At 47.5% G+C, this 26,398-nt stretch carries 21 protein-coding genes; 5 read left to right on the top strand and 16 right to left on the bottom strand.

Annotated features, from left to right (window positions below; genetic code table 11):
- Window positions 1-28 precede the first annotated feature (28 nt).
- The gene (locus tag EYQ01_04755; protein HIE65113.1) at window positions 29-916 is read left to right on the top strand and encodes a response regulator; all 888 of its coding nucleotides are present in this window, start codon (window positions 29-31) and stop codon (window positions 914-916) included.
- A gap of 228 nt (window positions 917-1,144) precedes the next feature.
- Here the strand turns inward: EYQ01_04755 and EYQ01_04750 are convergent, their stop codons facing one another.
- Both EYQ01_04750 and EYQ01_04745 read right to left on the bottom strand, forming a co-directional pair.
- Window positions 1,145-2,470 (bottom strand): hypothetical protein, encoded by a 1,326-nt coding sequence (locus EYQ01_04750; GenBank protein ID HIE65112.1) that lies wholly within the window; start codon window positions 2,468-2,470, stop codon window positions 1,145-1,147.
- A gap of 14 nt (window positions 2,471-2,484) precedes the next feature.
- Entirely contained in the window at window positions 2,485-5,292 is a 2,808-nt protein-coding gene (locus tag EYQ01_04745; protein ID HIE65111.1) for an EAL domain-containing protein, read from the bottom strand.
- Window positions 5,293-5,418: 126 nt separating this feature from the next.
- On the opposite strand from EYQ01_04745, the gene EYQ01_04740 reads away from it, so the two are divergent.
- The gene (locus tag EYQ01_04740; GenBank protein HIE65110.1) at window positions 5,419-5,655 is read left to right on the top strand and encodes a hypothetical protein; all 237 of its coding nucleotides are present in this window, start codon (window positions 5,419-5,421) and stop codon (window positions 5,653-5,655) included.
- 248 nt (window positions 5,656-5,903) lie between these two features.
- Here the strand turns inward: EYQ01_04740 and EYQ01_04735 are convergent, their stop codons facing one another.
- The 11 genes from EYQ01_04735 to EYQ01_04685 all read right to left on the bottom strand — a co-directional run bounded on the left by EYQ01_04735 (window position 5,904) and on the right by EYQ01_04685 (window position 19,161).
- Complete coding sequence (locus tag EYQ01_04735; protein HIE65109.1) at window positions 5,904-7,169, bottom strand: hypothetical protein; 1,266 nt, start codon at window positions 7,167-7,169, stop codon at window positions 5,904-5,906.
- A gap of 27 nt (window positions 7,170-7,196) precedes the next feature.
- Window positions 7,197-10,763, bottom strand: coding sequence for a prepilin-type N-terminal cleavage/methylation domain-containing protein (locus tag EYQ01_04730; GenBank protein ID HIE65108.1), 3,567 nt, complete (start codon window positions 10,761-10,763; stop codon window positions 7,197-7,199).
- A 16-nt stretch (window positions 10,764-10,779) separates the two neighbouring features.
- Entirely contained in the window at window positions 10,780-11,316 is a 537-nt protein-coding gene (locus tag EYQ01_04725) for a prepilin-type N-terminal cleavage/methylation domain-containing protein (GenBank protein HIE65107.1), read from the bottom strand.
- Window positions 11,304-11,909 carry a prepilin-type N-terminal cleavage/methylation domain-containing protein gene (locus EYQ01_04720; GenBank protein HIE65106.1) on the bottom strand — a complete coding sequence of 202 codons (606 nt, stop codon included), beginning with the start codon at window positions 11,907-11,909 and terminating at the stop codon, window positions 11,304-11,306. The genes EYQ01_04725 and EYQ01_04720 overlap by 13 nt, the downstream gene beginning before the upstream one ends.
- 138 nt (window positions 11,910-12,047) lie before the next feature.
- Window positions 12,048-13,445, bottom strand: a complete 1,398-nt coding sequence (locus EYQ01_04715; protein ID HIE65105.1) for a hypothetical protein — start codon at window positions 13,443-13,445, stop codon at window positions 12,048-12,050.
- A complete protein-coding gene (locus EYQ01_04710; protein HIE65104.1) occupies window positions 13,446-14,228 on the bottom strand; it encodes a hypothetical protein in 783 nt (260 codons plus the stop codon).
- Window positions 14,168-14,530: a prepilin-type N-terminal cleavage/methylation domain-containing protein gene (locus EYQ01_04705; protein HIE65103.1), complete on the bottom strand. Its 363-nt coding sequence runs from the start codon at window positions 14,528-14,530 to the stop codon at window positions 14,168-14,170. The genes EYQ01_04710 and EYQ01_04705 overlap by 61 nt, the downstream gene beginning before the upstream one ends.
- Complete coding sequence (locus tag EYQ01_04700; GenBank protein ID HIE65102.1) at window positions 14,517-15,047, bottom strand: prepilin-type N-terminal cleavage/methylation domain-containing protein; 531 nt, start codon at window positions 15,045-15,047, stop codon at window positions 14,517-14,519. Before EYQ01_04700 ends, EYQ01_04705 begins: the two co-directional genes overlap by 14 nt.
- Window positions 15,048-15,092: 45 nt before the next feature.
- The gene (locus EYQ01_04695) at window positions 15,093-16,466 is read right to left on the bottom strand and encodes a sigma-54-dependent Fis family transcriptional regulator (GenBank protein HIE65101.1); all 1,374 of its coding nucleotides are present in this window, start codon (window positions 16,464-16,466) and stop codon (window positions 15,093-15,095) included.
- 48 nt (window positions 16,467-16,514) lie between these two features.
- Window positions 16,515-18,317, bottom strand: a complete 1,803-nt coding sequence (locus EYQ01_04690) for a PAS domain S-box protein (GenBank protein HIE65100.1) — start codon at window positions 18,315-18,317, stop codon at window positions 16,515-16,517.
- A 52-nt stretch (window positions 18,318-18,369) separates the two neighbouring features.
- Window positions 18,370-19,161: a prepilin peptidase gene (locus EYQ01_04685; protein HIE65099.1), complete on the bottom strand. Its 792-nt coding sequence runs from the start codon at window positions 19,159-19,161 to the stop codon at window positions 18,370-18,372.
- A 536-nt stretch (window positions 19,162-19,697) separates the two neighbouring features.
- Here EYQ01_04685 and EYQ01_04680 point away from each other — a divergent pair.
- From EYQ01_04680 to EYQ01_04670, 3 genes are all read left to right on the top strand, one after another.
- A complete protein-coding gene (locus EYQ01_04680) occupies window positions 19,698-20,699 on the top strand; it encodes an NAD(P)-dependent glycerol-3-phosphate dehydrogenase (protein ID HIE65098.1) in 1,002 nt (333 codons plus the stop codon).
- A gap of 181 nt (window positions 20,700-20,880) precedes the next feature.
- The gene (gene larB, locus EYQ01_04675) at window positions 20,881-21,630 is read left to right on the top strand and encodes a nickel pincer cofactor biosynthesis protein LarB (GenBank protein HIE65097.1); all 750 of its coding nucleotides are present in this window, start codon (window positions 20,881-20,883) and stop codon (window positions 21,628-21,630) included.
- Window positions 21,631-21,897: 267 nt separating this feature from the next.
- Window positions 21,898-22,755, top strand: coding sequence for an alpha/beta hydrolase (locus EYQ01_04670; GenBank protein HIE65096.1), 858 nt, complete (start codon window positions 21,898-21,900; stop codon window positions 22,753-22,755).
- Between the two features lie 24 nt (window positions 22,756-22,779).
- On the opposite strand, the gene EYQ01_04665 is transcribed toward EYQ01_04670, so the two are convergent.
- The 3 genes from EYQ01_04665 to recG all read right to left on the bottom strand — a co-directional run bounded on the left by EYQ01_04665 (window position 22,780) and on the right by recG (window position 26,184).
- Complete coding sequence (locus tag EYQ01_04665; protein HIE65095.1) at window positions 22,780-23,505, bottom strand: hypothetical protein; 726 nt, start codon at window positions 23,503-23,505, stop codon at window positions 22,780-22,782.
- A 69-nt stretch (window positions 23,506-23,574) separates the two neighbouring features.
- The gene (locus EYQ01_04660; protein HIE65094.1) at window positions 23,575-24,009 is read right to left on the bottom strand and encodes a hypothetical protein; all 435 of its coding nucleotides are present in this window, start codon (window positions 24,007-24,009) and stop codon (window positions 23,575-23,577) included.
- 24 nt (window positions 24,010-24,033) lie between these two features.
- Complete coding sequence (recG, locus tag EYQ01_04655; protein ID HIE65093.1) at window positions 24,034-26,184, bottom strand: ATP-dependent DNA helicase RecG; 2,151 nt, start codon at window positions 26,182-26,184, stop codon at window positions 24,034-24,036.
- Window positions 26,185-26,398 lie beyond the last annotated feature (214 nt).

Raw genomic sequence — 26,398 nt, 5'->3', positions numbered from 1 at the left:
TGACGCAGGCCAGATACATCAGGTCATCATGAACCTGTGCAAAAATACAAGTGATATTTTTCTAAATGTCATTCTTAAAAGGAATAACTTTCACCCTCTGATTCAAATCAAACTAAAAAATATCCACCTGGATCAAAGATCCTTAAAAGCCCACTCTAACGCAAAGGTCGGAGATTTCGTGTGCCTCTCTCTCTCCGATAATGGCCCTGGTATCGATGCATCTGACCTACCTCATCTTTTTGAACCTTTTTTTAATACAAAGGATGCTGTCTTGGGACCAGGTCTTGGTTTGGCCTCCAGCCACGGGATTATTGAACGGCACAGTGGATGGATCGAGGTTAAAGTAGCCAAGGGTTGTGGAACAACCTTTGAGGTCTACCTGCCACGCTCCGGACGTCCTGTGTCAGAGGGGGTACTTCAAGAGGATAAGGGTCAGCCTGACCTCGCCGTGACTATCATGATTGTAGATGAGGACGAGTCCATACGGACTCTGTGGACGGAGGTTATGGGAAACAGTGGGTACAGGGTACTGGCCGCCACCGACGGAGATCAGGCGAGGGAGATCTTCAAGAAGGAAGGTGGATCAGTCAGGGTTGTCATACTCGACCTGAAAATGCCCGGTCAATCGGGATGGGAGGTTCTCGCGAATCTTCGCCTTCTTGATCCCGAACTGAAGGCAATCATCTCCACCGGCCATATTACTCCATCTCTATCGGGAACAACCGCATTGCAACCATTTACGGTTCTCCCAAAACCTTTCAGACCTGCTGAAATGGTAAGAGCGGTTCGGGAAATTCTAGAAGTAGACAAGAGACATAAACCCAACCGCAGGAATCATGGTATCCCTAATATTGCGGGAGATGAGCGCCGAAGTGGAAACAAAAGAAGGCAGATAGAAGAATTCCGGAATACCTAATATTTCATCATCAGAGCTTCGTTAGGATCCTTTGATTAAGTCTGGGTTGAGTTTTCCAGGAGATAAAAGGTTTCGATTCAAGGCACAAATCACAGAGGATGGTTCTCGCGAAGCCATAGCCCGCTATTGTCAAGATTTGCAACGCAAATTCGGGGCGTTTTTGCCCTGAAAAGAAATACATGACTTATTCAGAGGTTCCCTTACTATAGGCCACAACACTTTCTGGAGTTATTTTCCCAGAATGCTGGCTTCATTCTTTGGAGTAAGGCTTAGGCGCCTCAACGAGGAATTATATTGAACTTTGACGTAATCCTCCTTATGAGCACCCCCATCCAATACCCTTTTTAAACCATTAAACATTTCAATAGATACCGCATATGAAACCATATTATCAGGAAGTGTGATCACTTTTTTGTCTTTCCAGTTGATATATTTGTTTGAAACGACCTCTTCCTCATCCTCCGACTTAATACTCCTCCATTCAGTATAAGCCAAGTGTCCTTCGAATAAGTTTTCTTTATTTTCCTTCCCATCCCTCAGCATTTCAACGGTAATAAGATCAGGAGATACCATAATATTGATATTAGGCTTTCCCTCTTCACCAAGGCGTGTCACAATAAATTCCGCAGAGCCCGGATCAAATTTCCAGCCATTTTCCGTAGCATGGCTAAATGTCCTTCTAATATCCTGACGGCCGCCGCTCCGAAGTGACCAAAGCGGCCCATTCCCGCTTCGCCGCTCCACACTGGTAATCATTTTTTTTATTTTCACGGAATATCGAGCCAGGTTCTTCGGCATAATATATACAATAAGAGAATATTCTACAGGAACATTCTCTTTCGTAAACCCCAGGGTATACCAAATCTTCTTTTGTTTATATACCGTTAGTGTTAATTCCTTATGTATGACTTTGAAGGAATGAGGCTGAAATAACTCCGTGGGAATTGAAAAAACCAACTCATCCGCTTCATTGAGTGAAGGAAGTATCTGCTTTCCATCAAGAACAATGTGCGAATCATGGTAATTTAAATGCTGACCCTTTACCGTAAGGACAAATTCAGCCGTTTTGGGATGAACAACATGATAACCGGGTAGAGACGAGAACACCCTCGGGCTGTTCGATTTAACAAACAAGGGATTAAGGGTGTCTCTCATAGATTGTGTCAATTCAAGGTCATGGTCGGGTTTCCTTCCAAGCCCCTTCAATAAGCGCTTTAAGTTATTATTTATTTTTTCTAATAAGGCATCCTCTTCTGGATCAAGATCACGAGGAGGATCAGATTTTTCCTCCCCATAGATCTCCCTGAGATGGTCTATAAGAAGACGAGTCTGTCCGGCGGCCTCCATTGGAACCGCTCTCCCCTTCTTTCCGGCTTTCTCGATAATTTTCCTGGAAAGTTCATAGAGTTGATCCAGGTCGACTGAAACAAGCGTGTCTTTTGATGCCGATTGCACGGCCTGAACCCCTGGAGTCAACAGGAAAAACAGAGCGAAGAAGAGTCCTGCTTTTAACCAGAGAATTAGCCCCGTCTTTCGTACGTAAGGTCTTTTCATTTTTAGTCCCACGCTCAACCTTGAATAACTTGGGCGTTCTTATGAATAAGTTTGGTTGCTTCTTTGCAGTCAACCGGCTTCGAAAAGAAATATCCCTGCCCATACTCACAGTCCAATAACCTCAACTGCTTCAATTGTTCCTCCCTCTCGATCCCTTCTACGATTACTTCCATTTTAAAGTTATGGGCCAACGCGACAATCATCTTGATCAGTTCAAGGTTTCCACCCTGATCGCCTATTCGAGAGGTAAAGGAGCGATCAATCTTTAGCGCATTAAAAGGAAAGCGGTGAAGATAACTCAGAGAAGAATATCCTGTCCCAAAATCATCGATATCAAGCTGAATGTCGATCCGGCGCAATTCAGTAAGCATGGCATTTACCTCTTCTGCATCATCCATAAGGAGGCTTTCTGTAATTTCGAGTCTCAGACTCCTTGCACCCAGACTGGTTTCACCCAGAATTTGTTTGACCTTATCCACAAAGTTCGGCTGCAAAAACTGTTTGCTCGAAAGGTTCACACTGATCTCAAACGGCTCGTCCTCCGGAAACTTCTGATGCCATTCATGCATCTGTCGACAGGCTTCATGGAGGACAAAGTGCCCAATGGGAACAATGAGGCGCGTTTCTTCTGCGAGGGGAATGAAGTCGTCGGGTAAGATAAGCCCTCGCTTCGGATGATTCCATCGGACTAGTGCTTCGAAACCGATTATTTTTGAAGAGGACAGAGAAACAATCGGCTGATAATAAAGCTCAAATTCTTTCTGTCCTACTGCTCTGCGCAAATCAGTCTCAAGCTGTTGAAGCGCCACAGCACGATTATGCATTGTCTTATCAAAGATTTCATGTCTCGATTTTCCAAGTGACTTGGCCCGATACATCGCGATATCCGCATCACGTAGGATATCCTCCGGTTGATCGTATCCAATGGAACTCAGGGCTATCCCAATACTGACGGTAATGAATATCTCATGACCCTCCACAGTAAAAGGCAATTCCAGTTCCTTATGAATCCGTTCTGAAACTCTTCTCGCAAACATGAGATCGCCCACATCTTCAAGAAGAATAGCGAGTTCGTCGCCCCCGAGACGAGCAACCGTATCTCCGGGACGAAGACATCGTTCCATTCGTCGTGCAATGGCAATAAGAAGCCGGTCACCTACCGCATGTCCCAGACTGTCGTTGATGACCTTAAACCGATCAAGATCAAGGAAAAGAACCGCGAACAAATAATCCTTCCGTGCTTTGGCCAGCTTGATCGAACGTTTCAGACGACTGATCAGCAGAGAGCGATTCGGCAGACTGGTCAGCGCGTCGTGAAAGGCTTTATTACGCAACTGTTCTTCCATTTCTTTGCGGTCAGTAATATCACGGATCACCCCGGTAAAAAGTTTTCCATGATTCAAGCAGACTTCACTTACGGCAAGTTCAATCGGAAATTTTGACCCATCCTTTTTCTGACCACTCACTTCACGTCTGGCACCGACAACACCTCTTTCTTCACTGTCAAGATAATGAGGGAGGTTTTTACTTTGTTCTTTTCGGTAGGGGCCTGGAATCAGAAGATTCACGCTTTCTCCGAGAACTTCTTCTGACTTATAACCAAATATTTTTTCCGCAGCCGGATTAAACAACTCTACCATTCCCTTATCATTTGTAATTATAATCCCATCCAGAGTCGTACTCACAATATTCCTAATTTGAATATCGCTTTCCTGGAGTGCTGTTTCAACCACTCTATGTTTTACAGCAATGCGAGCAAGGAGTATCGCGCCAATCATCAAGAACAGGGAAAAAATGATGTAAAACAAGACGAGCTTTCGTAAAAAAAGATTTGAGGGAGCATCCAGGACCTCTTTTGGTACAAAGGAAAGAATCTTCCAGACAACGGAGTGGGCATTTCCGGGACTTGCTCCAGACAAAACTGTTTTCCTGAATCCGCTGATCGCTCCCTGGACTTCCACCAGCGGATAGATTGCCGCAAAGGTCACAAGATCCCCGTCCTCATAGAACTGTCCGGAGTCGGCCTCTGAAACCCCTTCCCATATTACGGACAATACCCCCTGACCCGTCCCACTGGCCCCTTCAATTCCTGCTTCGGTTCCCAGATCAAGACCATCCCGCATGAGAAGCATAGACTGGACCAAGCTGTGAGAGCGGCCTTCCGTCAGGAGTGAAACCAGGTTTGACCCTTGATAGTCGAAAACAAGGCTACCGAGTTTCCGGTTCTGGGAATTGAAGAACGGAATCCCCATACGAATAGAAATACCCGAAGAGGATCTGCCCTCTTCTCCTTCTAACCTGAGGGGAAGTGTCATGAAGTATATCTCGTTCCGGCTGAGGGATTGGAAACCGCTTAATCCGTCCTCTTTTCCTACTGACTTCAGGAGATCCCGAGGTACCATATGTGACTTTCCGTTGATAGAAACAACCTTTGAAATTTCCATTCCTTCATCGGTGATCAGTCGGACCTGATTGTAACGTTCTCTTCGCTTAAGGAAGGTGTGGAGATCATCCGTCATCATGTTCAGTTGATCCGCATCTTCCCTCTCTAATGCCTGTTTGACCCTGGGATCATCAGTGAACACCATCAGATCTGACATAATCGACTTCAGTTCGCTCTCGATCTTCTCTTTTTGGCGCTCAAGATGACGGCCCGCGTTCGACTCAAAGATAAACCGAACATTTCTGATATCTGTAAAGTAGAAAAGTGCGACAATTCCACCCGCAAGAACAAACAAAGGCATAAAAATGGTCAGAAACCACCGCAATAAGGCCCAATTCCTTGTGGTGTACTTTGTCTTCATGGCTTGATCTATTTGCATCGCTTTATAGAGTGACTTAGAGTGAGGAGAGCGCTACGCCAAAATCCGTACCACCCTGTTCGGAATGAAAAATAGTCTACCACTTTACCCTTCGCTTGTATAGTCAAGAGCCTCTTCCAATACAAGATGAGTCTGAAGCAAAGCCTCACTGTTCATAATGGAAAGATGCTGACCTTTGTGAACGACACACAATTGAAAACCATTGAACAGATCCGGCAATTTCTAAACGGCAGTGAGGCCGTCACCTTCTCGATTCAAATGACAAAGGATCGGAACGGATGGATTGAGACAATGCGATTGATTAGCCTGGTACTCAAAGGATTCGTCAACGTGAATGTACGATTTATGGGAACCAGACTATGAACATCTGGCGGGAATCTCGGTAGCCCATCTTTATAAGCTTCGTACTCATGGGCGTTATGATCAAAAGCGACATTGAGATCGAGAAAACCTCTTTAAACAAATTAACGCGCAGGAAACGGCATAAGGAGAGATTTCCCAAGAGAAAATCTTTAACAAGTCCCGTTCTTCCGGAGAAAATCTCACCCCCCATTGCTTCATTTCACACGCATTCCTGGATTAGAACATCTGGTTAAGCTCCACCGGATATATCAAGACTGAGTGATTTCGTGCCACGAATTTAACATGATGGAAGCGGCCGTTGAGGCGGTGGCGGATATTGCATCACAGCTATATTGAACGAGGGTATCCGGAGAGTCCAGTCTCAGCCTGACCTGCTCCTCAGCGCCATCATCCGAGGTATTGGCCGCGAGCAGGGACCCGATGATCGTCGTCGTGGTATCGCCCCCACTGTCGTCCCTCAATCGGAACCGACTGCTTCCCGTTACGATGATCACCCCGTGCCATTCGAAATCTGAATCAAATTTTATTTCTGCACGTTTCATCGCATCATCGGCGTTGATGATCAATATGCCATAGCCCTTAACATCTCCATCAAATGTCGTACGAATATCATTCCCTGTCATGTTGATCGTGGTTATTTGAGGGTCATCTTTAGTTCCCCAGAGATTTACTCCGGGGAAGACATTTCCGTCATTATCATCATTCAGGTGATATACTCGGTCAGCATATTGTGCCATGTCCGCAGACATGTCCTGAATCATCGTCGGCGTCATATCGGCAGCCCGGAGTTGTATGTCCGGACTTCCTGTCACATTTATGGAATTATCTATCTCTATTTCTTCAAAGCTGGTCATGTTGTCTACGGCAACTCCCGCTTTATTTTGGGCGCACGTATTATCCGGATCAGGATCAACTAACTCTTCCGGAATAGTAATAGGTTCGCCCGTAATTGCATCATTGTAGGAGCGCAAGCCGTCCGGAAGATTTCCTTTAACCACGGATCCCCCCCTGAATCGGATACGGCTGAAGTTACCAACCGCTCCAAGCGAATAATTGATGGGAAGAATGGCAAGCGGGTCGTAGACCTCCGCTTCAATGGTCCGTGTATAGCCGTTTGGATAGGTCGCCTGAGAGGTCAGAAAGACCGAGTTCTGAGGGGCTGCAATATCTCTACTGTTTGTATTAGTGACTCTGACCGTGTAACTAATCCCGTTAAAATCGTTCACGGAGAGCCAGGGCTGATTCGCGAGCAATGCGGCTGTGAAGCCTACACCCTTAATGGCCCGACGGGCATGCTGAATACCGCTCTCGGCCGCAAAAAGCACCTCTTTCGCGATACGTTCGTTCCCCCCCAATTTGACCTCCGTCGACGAGGTCCGAATCGACACAAGCCCGATTACCGTCACCATAACCAACATCACCAGGGTAATCATCATGATGATTCCTCTTTCATTACGAGGAACATGCTTCAGTGTTTCTTTAAATTGTTTCAATTCTTTATTCTGGTCTTGCATGATCCGGCCCTCCAATATCGTATTATGTTAACTATAATCCCTCGTGATTGTTGTTATATTTCCGCAAATATCCGTCGCAGTGACGCTCAAGGTGTGGCTCAGGTCGACCAGATCTGGATTGGCCAGAATGTTGTAAGATCCCGTATAGATATCAGTTACCTGAATTGTCATTGTGGTCGGGGGGATGCCCAGCCTTCCTGTCACCTTGAAGGTCACCTTCTGAATGCCGTTCGTTGAAGAGTTTGCAAAAACAGTCACGGAATTCGTCTGTGCAGACTCCGGGTTGGGGATCGCTCCAGCAAGAAGTGTCGGCGGTTGGAAAAGAAGTGTGGGAGGGGTCGCGTCACATTGGGCGTAAGTGTATGCTCCCACTTCCGGCAAGATATCGTAGTTCCCATCCGTATCGAAGATCTCCAGATAATACCAGACCCGACCTGCGCTCAGAAGAAACGGAATAGTTCCTGTCCATGAACCAGTCCCATCAGCCGACATCCCCAAGCTCAAGATAGCCGAGTTCGCATAACTGGAAGTCCCGCCCGGTACGGATGGACGTAAGGGAGGCAAGGGAAGAGGCGTCTCGGTAAATGGGCGAATGGCATAATGTATCTTTGCAGAAGACACAGAATAAGCAGGATTGCCGGTCAAATCTCTTACCAAGGTCGAGAATCCGACGACTTTACCCGCTGCGACACTCTTATCTGTCAGGACCAGGATGCTGGGAGCGGTACTGACTGAAGGTTGATCCAGAAAAGTTGAATTTGTGACAATCCTGGGACCCTCAGATATCGTCATATTCGGCACAGGGCTCTGGCAGACAAACGAGGCATCCAACACATCTTTTGTCACAAAGAAGCTCTTTGACGTGATATCCGATGTGAATTTCTTTCCCCGCATATCCACTGTCGCGTCGATAGCGCCGTTAGCTGTTGTAAAGGTCAGCCGGAAGACCGCCTTCCCTCCATTTTTAGCCACGAGGGGGCCATTATTGAAGGTAAGGAGCGAGCCGCTCGCGATATCAATAGGAACAATCGTATCTTCATAGAGCACGTCGAGTACCTCAAGCGGATTGAGAACCTGCTCCACTTTCTGAATATAGGCCTCGAAATTATTCCAACTCAGTTGCATCTGAGTCATCTCTAAATCTTTATCCGGATGGGTATTGATCACTTCCAACTCCACAATGTGATGGTAGTCGTCTCCTGTGGAGATCCTTGTTTTTATCACGAACGCACTATTGACCTGAACACCTCCCGTCATGATGGTCAGGGAGATTGTATTTTCAGCCGTATACTGCTCGCCGTCAACGGCCCTGATCTTGAAGTTGTACTCCCCGGAACAGAGCAAGCCCGTATCGAGATCAACAGTCGTCAGGGGATAGAAGGGGAAGTGGTAATAACCATCCCCGCTTCGAGGAGCGGGGACTGACGACACACCCTTTCCATATGCAATATCCGCCGGGATATTGCTTTGGTCTCCCGTCGTATTGATGAAGAAATCCACCTTGGCCCCTATGGAAGGAATCGTATACTCGGGAGGATTACTGTAATCAAAACCCTGCCGATCAAAATTACTTGAATCCGGAGTGCAATCGAGGGGGTCGACCACCCAGGTAATATAACGGCTATTCGGGACAAAATCCGGATCACTTGTGGCATTCGGATCGCTTCCAACGACCGTTCTACCGGAGAGGTAGTCAATTTGTGTTCCTGTTGGAGTCAGCCCTGGATAGATCTTATGGCCGCCTCGAATCATTCCGGTGAGCGTCGTCCATTGGATCTTGGGAGCACAGGCCGCAGTTGAAATACTACTGACAAGACTATCCGTGAAGTCACCGCAATCTCCGGCGGCATCAAATGTTTTGAGCATGACTTCATAGACGGTATTCGAGGCCAGTCCGTTGAAGATCACCTTCCCTGTGGCCGGAAGCGTCATCACGGTCAAGTCAATTGCGGAATGTGTCAACCACGTCCCGCTTGTTTTTAGCTTGTAGTAAACCTTCAGGAGAACAGGGGTGCTGGCTAAAGCAAGATCAACGGGCTTCGGGACCTTCCAGTCCAGGATGAGGGTTGAGGTGTCATCCCCGGCAACCAGTTGGGAAATGACAGGGGTAACAGGGGCCCTGTTGTTGTCTGGCGGAGTTACTTTCAGGGCTACCGAAGCAGCACTGGCCTCACCACAGGTATTGACAGCCTTCACCTTATAAAAGTATACCTCACAGGCCACGACCGTCGTATCGAGAAAAGATGTGAATGTCGTCGTCGTTTCACCTGCAATCTGATTTCCACCCGCCTGTGTACCCGAAATCCAATCAACCGGAGTAAAGTTTTCGTCCGAGCCACGGTAGACGCGATAACCCTGCAGGTTCAGTTGAGAGGCCCCGCTCACCGAGAGGGTCACAGGAGACCAATGGAGTCCCACCTGTGTGACGCTCATTTCAATCAAAGGGGAATTTAATCCAGCCGGGGCCATGGGTGCGACCCCGGCATCCGGCGTCGCTGCAAAGGAGAGCTTTACCTCAGGCAGTGTGCTTGCGGGTGGTGCACACCTACTCACATTCCCGAAAGAGTCAAAGCTCTCCACAATGATGTTATAGGTTGCATCACTGTTCAGACCGGTCAGTATGGCGGTCACTGGGCAGGTCGGACTACAGAGGACATCCATTGACCCATAGTCGCTATTTCCCCCGGAAGCCGGAGGCGTTGGAGGGATTTTGTCAATTACATCCGTGCTGTAGTAAATACGTAATCCGGCGATGTCATTTGTAATACTGGGATTGGTCCAGTCTACCTTAAGCTGTCCGCACATGCCGACAATTCCAGCCGCACTGGTCGTTGTTGGACAGAGTGGCGGATCGGTATCCCCGTTCGAGGCATTAAAATTCCTGAGGACAACATCGGATCTGGCTTTTCTCACTCGATACTCGCCATCGGGATGGTTCTTACGTTTCGGGTCGGGACTGTCCGTACGGCCAGTAAGTTCTACGTAGACCCTTCTCACCGAAGAGGGCCCGGTCGATCCCGAAGTATTGACCTCAACTTTGGTGGAATTTGTGCCGTCGGTGGGATGTTTTCCATAAAACATGAAGGTGATATTCGTAATATTTTCGGAAAAGGGCTCGAATTGTGGGGTATTCAATCCCATGCCATCATCATATTTACGCATCAACCAGGGGTGTAAACAGGGGTTCTCGGTACAGCTGATCGCATATGTCACCTTCTCGAGAGTGCCATTGTCATCAAAATCTCCTTGGATCGTCACCTCATCGGTCTGATTGTTCTCATCCATGATAATGCTTTTTTGAGAAACCGAGCCGAGTATCCCCGTGACAGGAGAACCAAAACGGTACCCGGCAGAACGGAGTTCCCGCGTGATCTGCTCGATAGATACGCGCACATTCTGCTGCATTGACGAGACATCTTCTGTCACGATCGCATGGTCGTTGAAATTAATAAAAACGCGATAGACACCGCCAAGGACGACTCCGACCATTGTGAGGGCAACCATCATCTCTATCAGAGTAAATCCCATTCTATTAAAAAGTCCCGCCGGATTTTGACCGGAATTTCGGACGAGCGCTTTATTTTTATAGACCATGCGACACCCCTTTCCTTTATTTGGTTAAAATTGTAGCCAGGCGAACCTTATGAGGTCGTCCCCTTCCATCAACCCAGGAGACGATCGATTCCAGTTTCATTGCCGAGGTAAGGATCGCTCCATCCACCACGGGATCAAGTTCCACCGTCCAGATTCTGTTGTAGACCCTATTATCAATAGTCGCCAGGAGAACATAGGTCCAGATATCGTCACCTGCAACAAGATCTCCACACGGGTAGTCGTCGGGACAGGCATTGACCCCATTATCGACAGGCGTCACATCAACCAATACAACATTCAATTCATTCGTTACATCCTGCTCCCCCATGATGGGAGGAGGAATCTGATCAAGAACGGTATAAGTCTCATTTTTCATTTCTTCGATCTTGTCTGTAGCCAGACTTGTCGCGATAGAGATCTGCTGAGAAAAGGCATTGCCTCGGATCGATGTGGCGATCATTCCCAGGGTGCCCAGAAGCCCCAGAGAAAGAATGACCATTGCAATCATGACCTCTATCAAGGTAAATCCGTTTATTCTCCCTAGCTTTTCCATATCCCCCCCGTCCAACGATAAACCTTTACGCGGCCACTGGTCCCCAACACTGTAATGCAATAAACCTCCCCTTGTGTATTGGTCAGATAAATCTCACCGTTTTCCGGAGAAATAGAAGCGCCCTTCATCGACCGACCCATGGCATCCAGGCGAATATTATTGTCTTCAAAGTCAACCGGATCAGTCGGAGCACCAAGGGGCAAGACGCCAGGGGGCTTGCTATCTACCCCGCCGACGCCAAAACTGACGCCGATATATTCTTCAGCAAGATCAACACTCATAATGACGGGTCCAGTGATACTATCTTCACGGATCGTATACCTTGTTCCGGTTGTAGGAAAAACAACGAAAATTAATTTATTTCTGGAAATTGCCTCCGATCTTGCCAGCCGGATATCAGAGGACAATGCCCTTGTCGCACTCCTCAGCCGAATACGCAGGAGTGACTCCTTGAAGGAGGGAACCGCCAAGGATACCACGATCCCGATCAGGGCAACAGCCACCATTAACTCCGTGAGCGTAAAACCCTTTTGATTCATTGCATTCTTGAACCATAACCGATCCATCTTCTGTCTCATAATCGTTTTCCCCATGAACCTTTGATACGCATACCGGAACTCATGCAAGTCTCGATCCACGGAAATACAGAAAATTACAATTCTTATTTTTTTTATTCTTAACAAGGAGTTGTGATTTCTATTGAGTGAAGTTGGGAGAGAGAGAGTACTAGACTACACATCTAAATTGGGTAATGCTTTCCATGTTCCCTTGAGCAATACGATGGGCGGAAGGCCATGATAGATTGCAGAGTTGAAGGAATGATTGTACCAAACTTCCAGGCGTGTCGCACCCGCCCCCGTAAAACCGAGTTCAGAAAAAACTGCGCCATAAACCGAGAAAGATCCTTCCAGATTGATCTTTCCCTTCACATAAAGGAGGCCATCCATGTTTACATTCGACAGAGTGACCGCCTGCCGGGGAGAGTCAGGATCAGGCCAGGGAGGTGAAGCCACCGCGATAGATTTTCCCGGCTGCCCTCCCTGAATCGTAATATCACCAGAGAAATAAAAGTAACCCTTATAAGTCCCTTCCCCCATTATAATGGGAGCCGCGCTGCTTTCCGCGTCAACATCGATCCAAGCCAGTCTGTACTCAGATGAAGCAGGATGAAAAACATTGTCAAATGTCCCTTTATCGACACCGTTTTGCACCAGAGTACCACTGGGGGAGACGATATAATAATCACCATACTGCATGATCATCTTTTTCAAATCATTCAAATCGAAGGAATCAAGCGATACAGGATTATCCTCGTGAAGATTCATCTGGTCGTCTGGATATGAGGACTCAAAAATCTGGTCTTTAACATGAATCTCCAGCCAGTGATCTTCATTGCCTGGACCTTCCACGTAAGGCATCTGGTTTGGCGGGTTGCTTAACGGATTGACAATTTCGTCTGGAATCCTTGTAAGGCCCGGATCCCCGGTTCCTAATCTAGCCTGACCCGTATATCGAATTTCTCCCCAGTGAACCCAGACCGGAGAGGAAACGTTCGGATAACCCAAACCTTGGACTCCTGCGGTAATAGGACGCATCGCACTCCTCGTTATATCAACCCTCACTCTCTTGACCGATCCCTTTGTACTGACGGATTTCACTTCGATCGTGCAAAGACTATCCGGGCGCTCTGATCTATAAAAACGGATATCGACAATTTTTCCCATATCAACTATTTCAGAGAAGGGGATCGAGGGCGGAGGATCGTCAAAATAAGAGGGAGGAACGCGGTAATCATAAGGGGTGTTTTCGCTATTCGTTACCGTACAAGCCCTCGTCGGTAACTGCTGGAAAAAATCAGGATCAGGTGAGCGCTCCGGGTAGGCAGACCATCCGAGAACCAGATCCACACCGGATTCGGTCAGGTAGGTTGATGCCAGTTCATGTTCGACATAATTTGATATCAGAAATTCCGTAGAAGAGACATTAAACGCAAGAATCCCAATGCCCGTGACCAGACTCAACATCATGACAGCAATAAACAGCGCGGTTCCCCTCTGGTTTGCGGCAGCACCGCCCCCGGATGGAACCTTTTTCCACACGCGGGATGTCTTTTCAACCCATTTTTTCATTTACATATTTTTCATCCAGACCTCTGAAACAAACTGCCGGGTCCGGTAACCGCCATTAGAATCGTAATGCAGCTCTTTCTGCTCCGTTCGCACACGTACCGTCACTTTTACCTTCATAATCTGCTCTCTCTCAGCAAGGGTTGTGAGTGGGACAACCAACAAATTTCCACCTGCATCATAATAATCAAACTGAAGAGATTCGATATTTGAAGCAACCTCATGGAGCCCGCTCCCGCTATCACGGAACAAAGTATAAGGTTGCCTCGAGGTTCCACACGAGTCGATTCCGCTGAAACCAACCCACTCATATTTTATGTGTTCATCGACATCCTTCCCTGCTTGACTATTGTCGATATGAGAATTTTCATTCAAATCAGCGACATAATGAAAAACAGCCGAAGTCGCCTCAAAGATCCGCTCGGCGGGGTATTTTATTTTTGCACCACACCTGATCCTTCGCTCCTTCGTGTTCTTCGGTGGGATCTCACCAAAAACTCGTCCGGTCGGGTCGTAACCGGCCTGCCTGACCTCTCTGGAAATCAGACCGACTGCGACACGACCCTGTTGCTGCATCTCCGCAATCATACGCTGTGCTTCATAATTCTGGTAAAAAGAGGTAAAGAGCTGATAGAAAGACCCGGTGAGGACCAGCATGATGGCCATTGCAAAAATCAGCTCTATAAGAGTGGCCCCGCGTTGGGATCTTCGCATCAACGTCCCTTCTAAAAAAACTTCAGACTCTTTATGGAGATAAGGCGGTCCCGATCCTGACTGTTTTTCCATAAAACCTCAACACTGATCACCCAGATATTTGGATCGCCTTCGCTCTTTCGGATGGACCAGCGCCTGTTCATTCCCTCAGGAGAATCTTCTTCATTCAGAATGGGAAAAGGAGTCATCACGCGAAGCGCATCCATCTTTCTTTGAGCCAATTGAGATGCAAGGGTGGTCTTGTTCCCTGTTTCGAGCGACGTGAATCCCGATCCGAACAATCCGACCAGCGCCAGGAGGCCGACTGAAAGTACCATTAATGCGATCATCACCTCCAGAAGCGAGAAACCGCTTTCTTTCTTATTCCCACTCATCACCGCTCCACTTGTAGAGCCTGACCCGCCCCGTCATATTGACTGTAATCGCCATCGTTTCCCTCTGGGGAGAGTCATTCGTTATATAAATGCTTCCGCCAAGACCTGCATAGGTCCCATTAGGCTGAAACTTAACCTCGTTATCCGTGAAACTGACCCCGTCTACAGGAGGCGTCCCATCTCTGTCCTTCGGGATTTTATGAATCTCATCCGAGGCACCAAAAAGGATCATCTGCGGGAGGGTCTGTTCGCCATACCCTGGAAGATCATATTGCCGGGAATCAGGGCTGAATTGGATGGAAAGCGTCTTCCCTTCTGTAATCGCTTTCTGTCGGATTAATCTTAACTGGGAAACGATCTTATGACTCGTACGGCGCAGGCTTCGCCGGGAGGTCTGCGCCGTAAAACTCGGGACACTCAAAACAACCAGGATTCCAGAGACAACCAGCACCACCATGAGTTCAACAAAAGTGTATCCTGTATTCGAAAGAAATCTGGAAGCAAAGCGCAAAAACATACATTACTACCCGTTGCATAAAAATATCGATATAAAGAAAAAAGATTAACGCCTCTCTATACCATACTCCTTAATCTTCGTCAATAATGTTTTGTAACTGACTTGGAGTCTTTCCGCCGCACGGGTTTTATTTCCTCCGGTCTCTTTTAGAATTTTACGAATCATTCTTGACTCAACCAGAGACCGTGCAGAATCGCTGACCCCCTGCAAAGTGCCCTCCAATGGGATGTCCGGAATGGTGTATTTCGCCTTTTCTCTTGTTTTCAAGCCAAGGTGTGAAGGATGAATCTTGTTCCCATCGCTCAGGATGATCGCCCGTTCGATACAATTCTGCAACTCCCTGACATTGCCCTTCCATAGATGCCCCTTCAAAAGGTCCATCGCTTCCGGGGTAAAATCAATAATATCTTTATTCATTTCCTTGGAATAGTGTGAAATAAAATGGCTTGCCAGAATCGGGATATCTTCTCTTCGATCCCGGAGGGGGGGGATCACAATCGGAAAGACATTCAGACGAAAGAAAAGATCCTCTCTGAATCTTTTCTCCTGGATCAATTTCGGAAGGACCTGATTGGTCGCCGCAACAATGCGCGCGTCAATTTTTACATTTGTCGTACCGCCAACCCGCATCAATTCACCTGCCTCCAGAACCCGAAGTAACTTTGACTGAAGAGAAAGATCCATCTCACCAATTTCATCCAGGAACACGGTTCCCTTGTCCGCCAATTCAAATTTCCCGATTTTTTTTCCGATCGCCCCCGTGAAGGCGCCTCGCTCATGGCCAAAAAACTCACTCTCCAGAAGATCATGGGGAATTGCCGCGCAATTAATCGCGACAAAGGCATTGTCTTTCCTTGGACTCAGCATATGAACGGCACGTGCAAAAAGCTCTTTCCCTGTACCGCTTTCACCCATAAGGAGTACCGTTGTTTTTCCTTGGGCCACCTTTTGTATCTGCTCCAAGACCTTGGCCATTGGCGGACTCTTGCCGATAATCCGGGGAAAACCCAATTGGCTTGAAAAAATCTCTTTTAAAATTATATTTTCAGTGACCAGTCTCTTTTTCTCCAGGGCTTTCTCGATCTGAAGGAGTAAATGGTCCGGATCAAAAGGCTTGGAGATAAAATCATAGGCGCCAGCCTTTACGGCCTTCACGGCAACTTCGATACTCCCATAAGCAGTCATCACAATTACCGGGATGAAGGCACTCTTCGCCTTTACTTCGTGAAGGACCTCCAGACCGCTTTGGTAGGGGAGTTTGAGATCCGTCACAACAAAGTCCATCTTTTTCTCGCGAACCATCGAGATTCCTTCTCGGCCATCCTTGGCCCAAATGACCTTGTAACCGGCATCGGTCAAGGCCTGTGACAACATCTTGGCCAAACTCTCCCGGTCCTCAACGATTAATATCGTTTCCATTCCGACTCCTTCTATGTCCCCGTGCTGGAAGGACGGGAATTGCGTCCGCTATACCTGAAAATCTGATCGTGGTTGAAGGGGAAGAATGACACGAAAAGTCGTCCCTTTCCCTTCCATACTTCCAACTGATAAATGACCGCCATGAGAAAGAATAATCTTATGGACAAGAGAGAGACCCACTCCTGTTCCCTTCTCTTTCGTCGTAAAAAATGGAAGGAAGATTTTATCAAGATTCTCCTTGGGTATGCCTGGACCATTGTCCGAAAACTCCACCTGAATCATACCGGCAGGCCTTGTCAATACGCGAAGTCGGATTTCCCCATCCGCTTCCAGCGCTTCCAGCGCATTTCGAAGCAGGTTTGAAAAGGCCCTATTAATGAGAACAGGGTCTAATCTGATCTCCGGAACCACCATTGGGAATGAAGTCACCCAACGTATATTCGGATATTTCCGGGTCACGATGAACTCCTGCATCAAATCCTTCAGCAGAGGAATCATGGCCACCGGCACAGGATGAATCTCTGCCCTCTTTCCATAAGAAAGCAACTCCGTAATAAGACGTTCCATGGAAGAAAGTTCATCAGTGATCGCCTTGATCATCTCCTGTTTCGCATCTGCCGGTGCGAATTTTTTTGACAAAAGCCGGGAAAAACCAAGAATGGTCCCCATATAGTTTCTAAACTCATGCGCGATCCATGCAGACATTTCACCCATCACGGCCAAACGTTTTTTCAATTCAATCTGTTCCTGGAGCATTTTCATTTCGGTTAAATCGGTAAAGACCAGGGTCGCACCGATAATTTTATCCTTCCGGTCCCGGATAAGAGAGGTATTCAGTCCCAACCAAATCCTGTCCTTGTCCAGGCGTTCCACTTCACACTCTTCACGATGAATCTCTCTCTCTTTTTTCAGGGTCTCTTCCAGGAAGGATGTAATCTTCTGATTCTCACCAAAAAGCTCTAAATAGGTTTTTCCCATAACCGTTTCAGAAGGAACATTCAATATCGTAGAGGCGGACGAATTAAAAGTCATAATTTTTTTTTCTCGATTAAAGGTCAGAACCCCGCTCGTTACACTTTGCAAGATATTTTCATTGTAACTTTCGACGCTTTCGGCATATTCCTCGGCCTTTCCTTTTTCTAGTTCCAGGGACTCCTCTTTTTGCTTTAATTGCCGAATAAGACCCTCAAAGGTATCGATAACAAACCCGGTCTCGCCCGTCGCTCTGGCTGAATCCATTCTGCGGGGGACGGGACTTCGCCATAAAAAATGGAAAAGGGAGTAAACCAGGACCGCGCCTCCCAAAACCCCGAAAACCTTTATAAAGAGAAGTAACCCGTTTGATTTTTTCTCTCGATCCAAGCGAATCGGAATCACCAAACGTAGGAGCTGTTTATTTTCCAGGGGAACCCACAGGATGCGACCCCGCTTCTCCTTCTTTTCATGGAGGAAGGGTTCCAGGACGATTCCACCCTCAAGGGCTGTTTTCCAATATTTATTCTGGTGTTCCTCCGGGATCATTTCCTTCCCGGAAACCTCTCTTCTGGAATCTGCCACAATCATTCCATCCGGATCAATCAAGGTAAGCTGAACAATATTTTTCTCGACTGCAAGCGAATGAAGGAAAAAAACATCAGGCTCCTCCTCAGTTCTCTCCCGCCGCAAGGATGCACGAACCGATTCGCCAAAGAGCTTTAGGCGCTCCTGCTCATTTTTATCGAGTGCTCTGAGTGTGGTTCTAAGTTCTAATGAAAAATAAACAAGAAGGAGAATCAATAAGGAAAATAGAAAAATAGAGAGAAAAAGTACAAAAAAACGAATTTCTAAGACACCTCGTTTTCGAAGAACCACCTGCGCTCCATTATCTTGTCATACGTTGCAAAGAGAGGACCTGGAACCCTACTTACAATCTTCCAAATTGAAGGTACCACCCCAATATCTCGTTCCCCCAAAAAAGGGAGACCAGTGCCCCAAGAACAAGAAAGGGACCAAAAGGAATCGGTTCAGAACGATTCCGCCCCTTGAGTAAAATAAGAAGAAGACCACTCACAGCACCGCTTAAGGCCGCGAGGAAGATCGTCAGGAGTACCCCCTTCCACCCAATGAAGGCCCCCAGCATCGCAATGAGTTTAATATCGCCCCCCCCCATCCCCTCTTTCTTCAGTATAACGACCGATAAAATAGCAATCAGGTAGAAAATTCCCCCGCCAACGACCAGCCCTGCAAAGGAACGAAAGGGGCCCAGTGGAAGAATAGTTGATCCGGCGATCAGACCCAGGACCATCCCGGGGAGTGTGATCACATCGGGAATGATCTGGTGAGAAAGGTCAATAAAAGTCACGACCACCAGGGAAGAAAAAAGAAGGGAATAAACCAGGGTTTTCCAGAAAAACCCAAACTCATAAAAAATAAAAATATAGCCGAGTCCATGGAGCAGTTCGACCAAGGGGTATTGCCAGGAAATAGGAAGGTCGCAAAACCTGCATTTCCCCCTCAAGAGAATAAAACTTAAAACAGGGATATTATCATAAGGTTTCACGGGTTTGCTACATGCAGGACAATGAGAGGAGGGGAAAACAATCGATTCTTCTCTTGGCAAACGATAGATGCAGACATTGAGAAAGCTTCCGATCAATAGCCCAACAATGAAGACAATGATGAATGCAGATGGTAGCGAGAGGATAGATATCTCCATAGAGGGATAGGATACCACAAGAAAAAGGGTCCATCAATAAAAAGAGATAAAAAACAAGCTTTTATGAGTCCGGAGGGTGACTCAAATTGTAACGCTTTAGGAACCCCTGATTAAGTCTGGGTTAAGTTTTTCGGGAGACAGAATGTTTCGGTTCAAGACGTAAATCGCAGAGGATGGTTCTCGCGAAGCAATAGCCTGCTATTTTCAAGATTTGCAACGCAGAAGGGGGACATTCTTGCCCTGAAACAACAATTCATGACTTATTCAGAGGTTCCTTTAGCGTGCACTCTTTGGCTTCGCGAGACCATTCCTTCAAGGCAAAGCCCGAGGAGCACAGCACAACTGCAAGGTATTTGTCCATCCGAAGGGTTCAAGGTTCACAGCAACACTGCCCAACACAACAATCAGGGAGAAAATAAGGCTGAGTTGAAGAGTGGCCCTCAATTTAAAAATATGCATCGTTTCTTGACATGATTACGAAAAGAAAATAGGATATAGGCTATGATGAGTGCAAGATCCACAAAGATGGAAATAAGATGAAAATAGCTGTGATTGGCGGCGGGAGTTGGGGAACAGCATTGGCCCGCTTACTCTCCCGTAAAGGCCATGATATTGTTCTCTGGGTTCACGAAAAAGAAGTGCTTGAATCCATCCGCTCTGCGAGAGAAAATAAAATATACCTTCCCGGGGTTACCCTTCCGGAGACCCTGCGGGCGAGTACAAATATGGAAGAGGTCCTCATCGGGGCCAAGTGGGTCCTCTTTGTCGTTCCATCACATGTCTCACGCGAAGTTCTCACACGAATGTCCCCCTATCTTACCCCCGAGATTCCGATTATTAGCGCGACAAAAGGAATTGAACAGAAAAGCCTCCTGCTTATTTCTGAAGTCATTCAGGAAGTGACTCAACGGAAGAATACAGATCGGATCGCGGTATTGTCCGGTCCCAGCTTTGCGAAAGAGCTTGTATTGGAACATCCCACCGCCGTTTCCTTAGCTGCAAGTGATGCTCGATTGGCAGCCCGCGTTCAGACCGCTTTTTCGACAAATTTCTTTAAACTCTTTCATAGCCCGGATTTAATCGGTGTTCAGTTGGGGGGCGCCCTCAAAAATGTAATCGCACTGGCTGCAGGTGGCTCGGATGGATTGGGATTCGGATATAACACCAAGGCCGTCCTCATGACGCGCGGCCTTTCTGAAATTGCCCTGCTCGGCGTCGCGATGGGAGCCGACAGCACGACATTTTATGGCCTCTCCGGGATTGGAGATCTCTTCCTCACTTGCAGTGGGGGGCACTCTCGTAACCGAAGTGTCGGCCAGCAGATTGGAAACGGTGTCTCCCTTCCTGAAATTCAGAAAAAAATGAAAATGGTCGCCGAAGGAATCTACACCACTGAATCCGCCTTTGCGCTTTCGAAGAAACACCAGATTGAAATGCCGATCGTTCGCGAAATATATCATGTCTTGTTTAAAGAAAAATCACCTCGGGAAGCGGTTAACGACCTGATGGACATGGCTCGAGGTGAGGAATTCCCTTAGGAAGTTCTGATTAAGTCTGGCTTGAGTTTTTCAGGAGATCTTATGTTTCGATTCAAGGCGAAAATCTTGAGAATAGCCCGCTATTCTCAAGATTTTCAACGCAGAAGCGCGATATTTTTGCCCTGAAAAAATAATCCATGACCTATTCAGAACTTCCCTTACTAGTTGAGAACAGAGTCCGATGGACCGGAAGCGTTTGAAAAGCATATTAACGGATGTCAAAATGGGTGCGATCACTTTGGATCACGCCCTTGATCAATTGAAATCTTTTCCCTATGAAGCAATCGGGTTTGCGACCCTTGACCATCACCGGAGCATTAGGCAGGGCTTCCCGGAGGTGATCTACTGCCCTGGAAAAACCGACGCCCAAGTCATCACACTCCTTCACCGCCTGTCCGAAAAACAATGCCCAACCCTCGCGACTAGGGTCTCACCCGCACTTTCCGATGCTCTTCAAAAGGAATTCCCTGAGGGAAAATACAATGCGCTCGCAAAAACCATTGTACTCAAAAGCGATCTCATTCCCCAAAAAACAGGCAAGATAGCCATTGTGACCGCCGGGACCACTGATCTCCCTGTGGCCGAAGAAGCAAGGGTCACCTCTGAGCTTTTCGGATATTCGCTCACACCATACAATGATATCGGCATCGCCGGCCTTCACCGGCTTCTGGATCAGATCGAAAAAATAGACAAAGCCGATGTCATTATTGTCATCGCAGGGATGGAAGGCGCTCTGCCCGGTGTCATTGGAGGACTCGTAGGAAAACCGGTCATCGCTGTTCCGACAAGCACAGGTTATGGGACTGCAATGAAGGGCCTCTCAGCGCTTCTCACCATGTTGAACTCCTGTGCGGCCGGCCTCGCCGTCGTGAATATCGACAACGGTTTCGGAGCCGCTTCTTTGGCCCACCGCATCCTGTCAAACCGGTAATTTTTCTATAGAAAGCTCTGATTAAGTCTGGGTTGAGTTTTTCAGGAAATAAGATGTTTCGATTCAAGGCACAAATCGCAGAGGATGGTTCTCGCGAAGCCATAGCCCGCTATTTGGAAGAAACACTCCCCGAAAGATCCGGATTCTTCGACCCGAAATAAAAAAGGACCTTTTGTCGTTATTCACTCGCTAACTCCGTGCGCTCGCTGTGCGTGTTCAAGATTTGCAACATAGAAGCGGGACATTTTTGCCTTGAAAAAACAATTTATGACTTATTCAGGCCTTTCTATACACACACCCCTGGATAAAACCTTGGGAACAAGCAATCAACAGCTCCATTATATCGAACTGGGATCAGGCCCACCTCTTCTCTTGATCCACGGACTCTTCGATTCCCTGGAAAGTTGGCAGAAACTCATCCCCCTTCTCTCTGATCACTTCAAAATCTATGCAATCGATCTTCCCGGCTTCGGAAAAAGTCCTCTGCCGACTTCCTGGACAAGGAGCATCTACGGGATGATCCAGTCGGCCGTGGCCTTTCTTGAAGAGAAAGAGGGCAGACCGGTCTCATTACTTGGAAACTCTATGGGAGGGGGAATTGCACTGGGCATCGCCGAAGCGCTGCCAGAAAGGATTGATCGGATCGTCTTATTGAATCCATACGGCCTTCCCAGTCTTCCCATCGCCGCCAAGGGGGCTCAGGGACGCATCAGGGGAAGGATACTCCCCTATCTTCTACGGCCATCGGCATTACGGCGTTGTGCCAAAGGCATTTTGAAACGCTCCCTTTATAACCCGGACCTTGTAAGCGGTCCAATGATCGAAAGAGTCATCCAGCCGTTTTCATCGATTCAGCAACGGAAAAATCTCTTCCGATTTCTAAAGGGGATTTCTTCCGAGGAAATTCAATCCATTGATGACCGACTTCCCACGATCGCTCAAGCGGTCTTGATCCTTTGGGGAGAAAAAGATGGATGGCTATCAGACGCACATTGGGAACGACTCCTGGACCGGCTCCGGGATGGGAAAGTGATCAAGATCCCGGATTGCGGACACCTCCCTCATCTGGAAAAGCCGAAAGAAGTCGCCGAAGCAATCATCCAGTTTCTTAGAAACACAGACTGAGTCGATTGGAGGGCGTTCAATCCGCTAATCGTAGAATTTCTCGAAATGAATTGCTTTCTTTGAGAGTCCTTTTTCAAGGAGGGTAGTTCTGATCTCTTTTATCATCGCCATGTTTCCACAGAGATAGGCCTCCAGGTTCTCAACAGACTGGATCGCGTCCTGGATGCGATGTGTGACCCGGCCCCGAAGCCCGGCCCACCGGGAAGAAGCCTGGGACAATGTGAGCTTGTATTGAAAAGATGGATGCTCCCGGGCCAAGGCCTCAAACGCCTCCTGATAATAGCAGTCTTCCTCCCTCCTCAACCCCCAGAGGAGTGTCATCGGACGGGTACTTCCGCTTCTGAGAAGATGAACGATCATGGACTTGATTGGGACAATCCCGGTCCCGGTCGCCACAAAGAGAAGCGATGTTGGATCATTCCCCTTGAGGGTAAAGAACCCGAGGGGGTAGATGAAAGGAACCGTCTCCCCAACCTTCAGGAAATGGAGATAGGTTGATCCCGGACCGTCAGGGACAAGATTGGCGCAAAGCTTGATCACATCCTGCTCCTCAGGCGGTGAGACAATAGAATACGGCCGATTATTGAGACGTTGATGTCCGTCCCTGGTTTCGGTAACCTCGATTGCGATGTATTGACCCGCTTTAAAGTCCAGCTTCGGCGGATCGATCAATTTCAGAGAGATCTCTTTAACATCGGCAGTGAGCTTTTTTACTTCAATGACCTCAGAAAGGCATTTTCTAGCCAGCATGACGCTTCCTTTGAAGTTCCACAGATTGATCGGTCGGATGGGTGAAATGCCTCGGTGAGCGATAGGTGTTCATTTGGGTGGGACACTTTCACCGATATCTTCATTGGAGGATTCTTTCAATTCGCGCATCTGATTGAGGATCTTTTTTTTGTCTTCATCTATTTGATGAATCCGTCGGCATTCACGTTTTCGTTCAACCTCGATGAAGGAACGTCCTTTCATCCAATGATCAAGACATTTTTTCCCCAATAAGTGATAGGCCTCAAAAAGTTCCTGATCAATTTTTTCCAGGCGGTACCGAAGGCGAACCAGTTCCACCTCTTCAAATGAACGTTCAACAACCGACGTACCGGCTGTTTGCAGACGCTTCATCCCGCGAGCGACATCTTTTTTCCAGGATTTCCGGGAGAGGAGACGCCTTCCCAGTTTTAACCATGCGTTCAGCGCCTCATTCACAGAGAACGTGGTTCTCGTCTCTTCCTTGTCTGAACCTGACTCTTCCATCTATAAAGTTCCCTCAAATAATCATCAGGCTGTTGTCAACCACTCCAGTTTACCATGCCACTTTCTTTCCATAAAAGAACGAATCGGAAGACTTTCCGCGTCTTCAAGTTGTGGATGCCGATCAAGCCATTCAAAGGCATCTTTTCGGGCCGCCTCCAGGATCTTAACATCCCGGATAAGATTTGCAACCCGCAAAGCCGGTATTCCCGACTGGCGGGTCCCAAAAAATTCCCCCGGTCCGCGAATCTCCAAATCAACCTCGGCAATCTTAAAACCATCCGTGCTTCCGACCATTGCTGCAAGGCGCCTCTTTCCCTCTTTTGACAGAGGAAATGCGGCAACCATCAAACAATAGGATTGTTCGCTACCCCTTCCGACCCGACCGCGAAGCTGGTGAAGCTGTGCCAGCCCAAAGCGCTCAACATGCTCAATCAACATAATCGTGGCATTTGGAACGTCAATTCCCACCTCAACAATAGTTGTTGCAATCAAGAGATCGATCTTTCCTTCCTTAAAATCACGCATGATCCACTCTTTCTCATCTCTTTTCAAGCGTCCATGCAATAACCCGATCCTTCGATCTTTAAAGATCTCTTTTTTTAGCTCATCATACAGTTCAGTTGCGGCCCTCAGGTCCACTTTCTCAGACTCTACCACCAGGGGGCAGACAACATACCCTTGCCTCCCCTTATTAAGTTCTTCCTCAAGCAGTTTGTATGCCCGATCGCGCTTTTTCCCGTAAAACAAAGACGTCAAAATGGGAGAACGACCCGGCGGAAGTTCATCGATCACGGAAATATTTAGATCACCGTAGAGCGTCATTCCCAAAGTCCGGGGAATCGGGGTCGCGGTCATAATCAGCATGTCGGGCAGTACGCCCTTTTGTCTTAGTTTTGCCCTTTGTAAAACGCCAAACTTATGTTGTTCATCAACAACCGTTAACCCAAGTTTTTTAAAGTGGATGCCGTCCTGAATCAGGGCATGTGTTCCAATGACCAGATCAGATTCACCCGATTCGATTTGATGCAGGACCGCAGTTTTCTCCTTCTTTTTCATGTCACTGGTCAGTAAAACAACCGTTTTTCCCAATTTCTCAAGGTATTTCTTTAGTGTCTGTAAATGCTGTTCAGCGAGTATCTCTGTAGGAGCCATCAAAGCGGCCTGATATCCATGGTCAATGGCAAGCAGAATCGCCATCAGCGCGACGATGGTCTTTCCCGAGCCGACATCTCCCTGTATCAGCCGGTTCATGGGTTTGATATAGGCCATATCTTTCTTGATCTGAGACAATACACGCTCCTGTGCCCCGGTCAGCCTAAAAGGGATCAGGTTGAGAAGTTCCGTCAATAAAGGGCTCGGTCTGCTGAATGCAATTCCGCACTCCTCTTCAGCGCGCATTTTTTTCCGGAGGGCCAGACCGGTCTGAAGCAGAAAAAATTCATCAAAAGAAAGGCGCTTGTGCGGAGGACTCTCCCCCGAGTTAAAAAGGGCGACGTCCCATTCACCAGAAGGGAAATGCAGGTTGGTGATGGCCTTCGAAAGGGGGAGAAACTTGTATTTCTTGATGAGTCCCGGCGGGAGCATCTCGGGAAGCAATCTCATGTAGCGGTTTAACGTTCCCATCATCAAAGACCGAATCTGCCTGCTGCTCAGACCTTTGGTCTCGTGATAAATCGGCACAATACGCCCTGTATGGATTTGAGGTTCATTTTCATCCAGTTTTTCATATTGTGGTGACGCCATTTCAAGACGTCCCCCCGAATAGACATTTACCTTGGTCCGTCCGCTTAACATCACCTTGTCCCCAACCTTGAAGTATTCTTTCAGGTAGGCTTGATTAAACCACTTCGCATGCAAGAGCCCAGTACCATCCGAGAAGGCAACATCAACAATCTTCATTCTTTTACGAGGTGTATCCACCAGAGAAACGGCCTTCACCTCTGCCAGAATGGCCTGCTCCTCCCCAGGGATAAGGGAAGCTATTTTTTTTAAAGCGGTACGGTCTTCATAGCGGAAAGGAAAAAAGTACAGCAGGTCCTCAAGTGTCTCAATCTCCAGTTTTTTGAGCAGCATGGCCCTTACCGGTCCGACACCTTTCACATATTGAATCGGGGTCTCCCAGGGAAAAATGCCTTCACGCTGCACGGGTCCATTTTTCTTTGCTGCTTGAAACATATTTTCTTCTCAAGTTCCCTAAACAAAAAACCGTTCAATAATCTAAGAACGGACACTTGCACACGCACATCGAACGATTAAAATAAAGTCGTTTTTCCTCTCGAGGTGGAGAAGCCTCGCCGCTCTTCGGCGGGGTTCTTCAATACCTAATTTTTCTTGTTCTTAAAGGGGATTTATGGTAGCATGCCATCTGAATTGTTTCAACTTGAACGGC

Source organism: Candidatus Manganitrophaceae bacterium (genome assembly GCA_012960925.1).
Taxonomy (GTDB): domain Bacteria; phylum Nitrospirota; class Nitrospiria; order SBBL01; family JAADHI01; genus DUAG01.
Note: the sequence above shows the minus strand (reverse complement) of the source record. Positions and strands in the feature narration are given on the sequence as shown.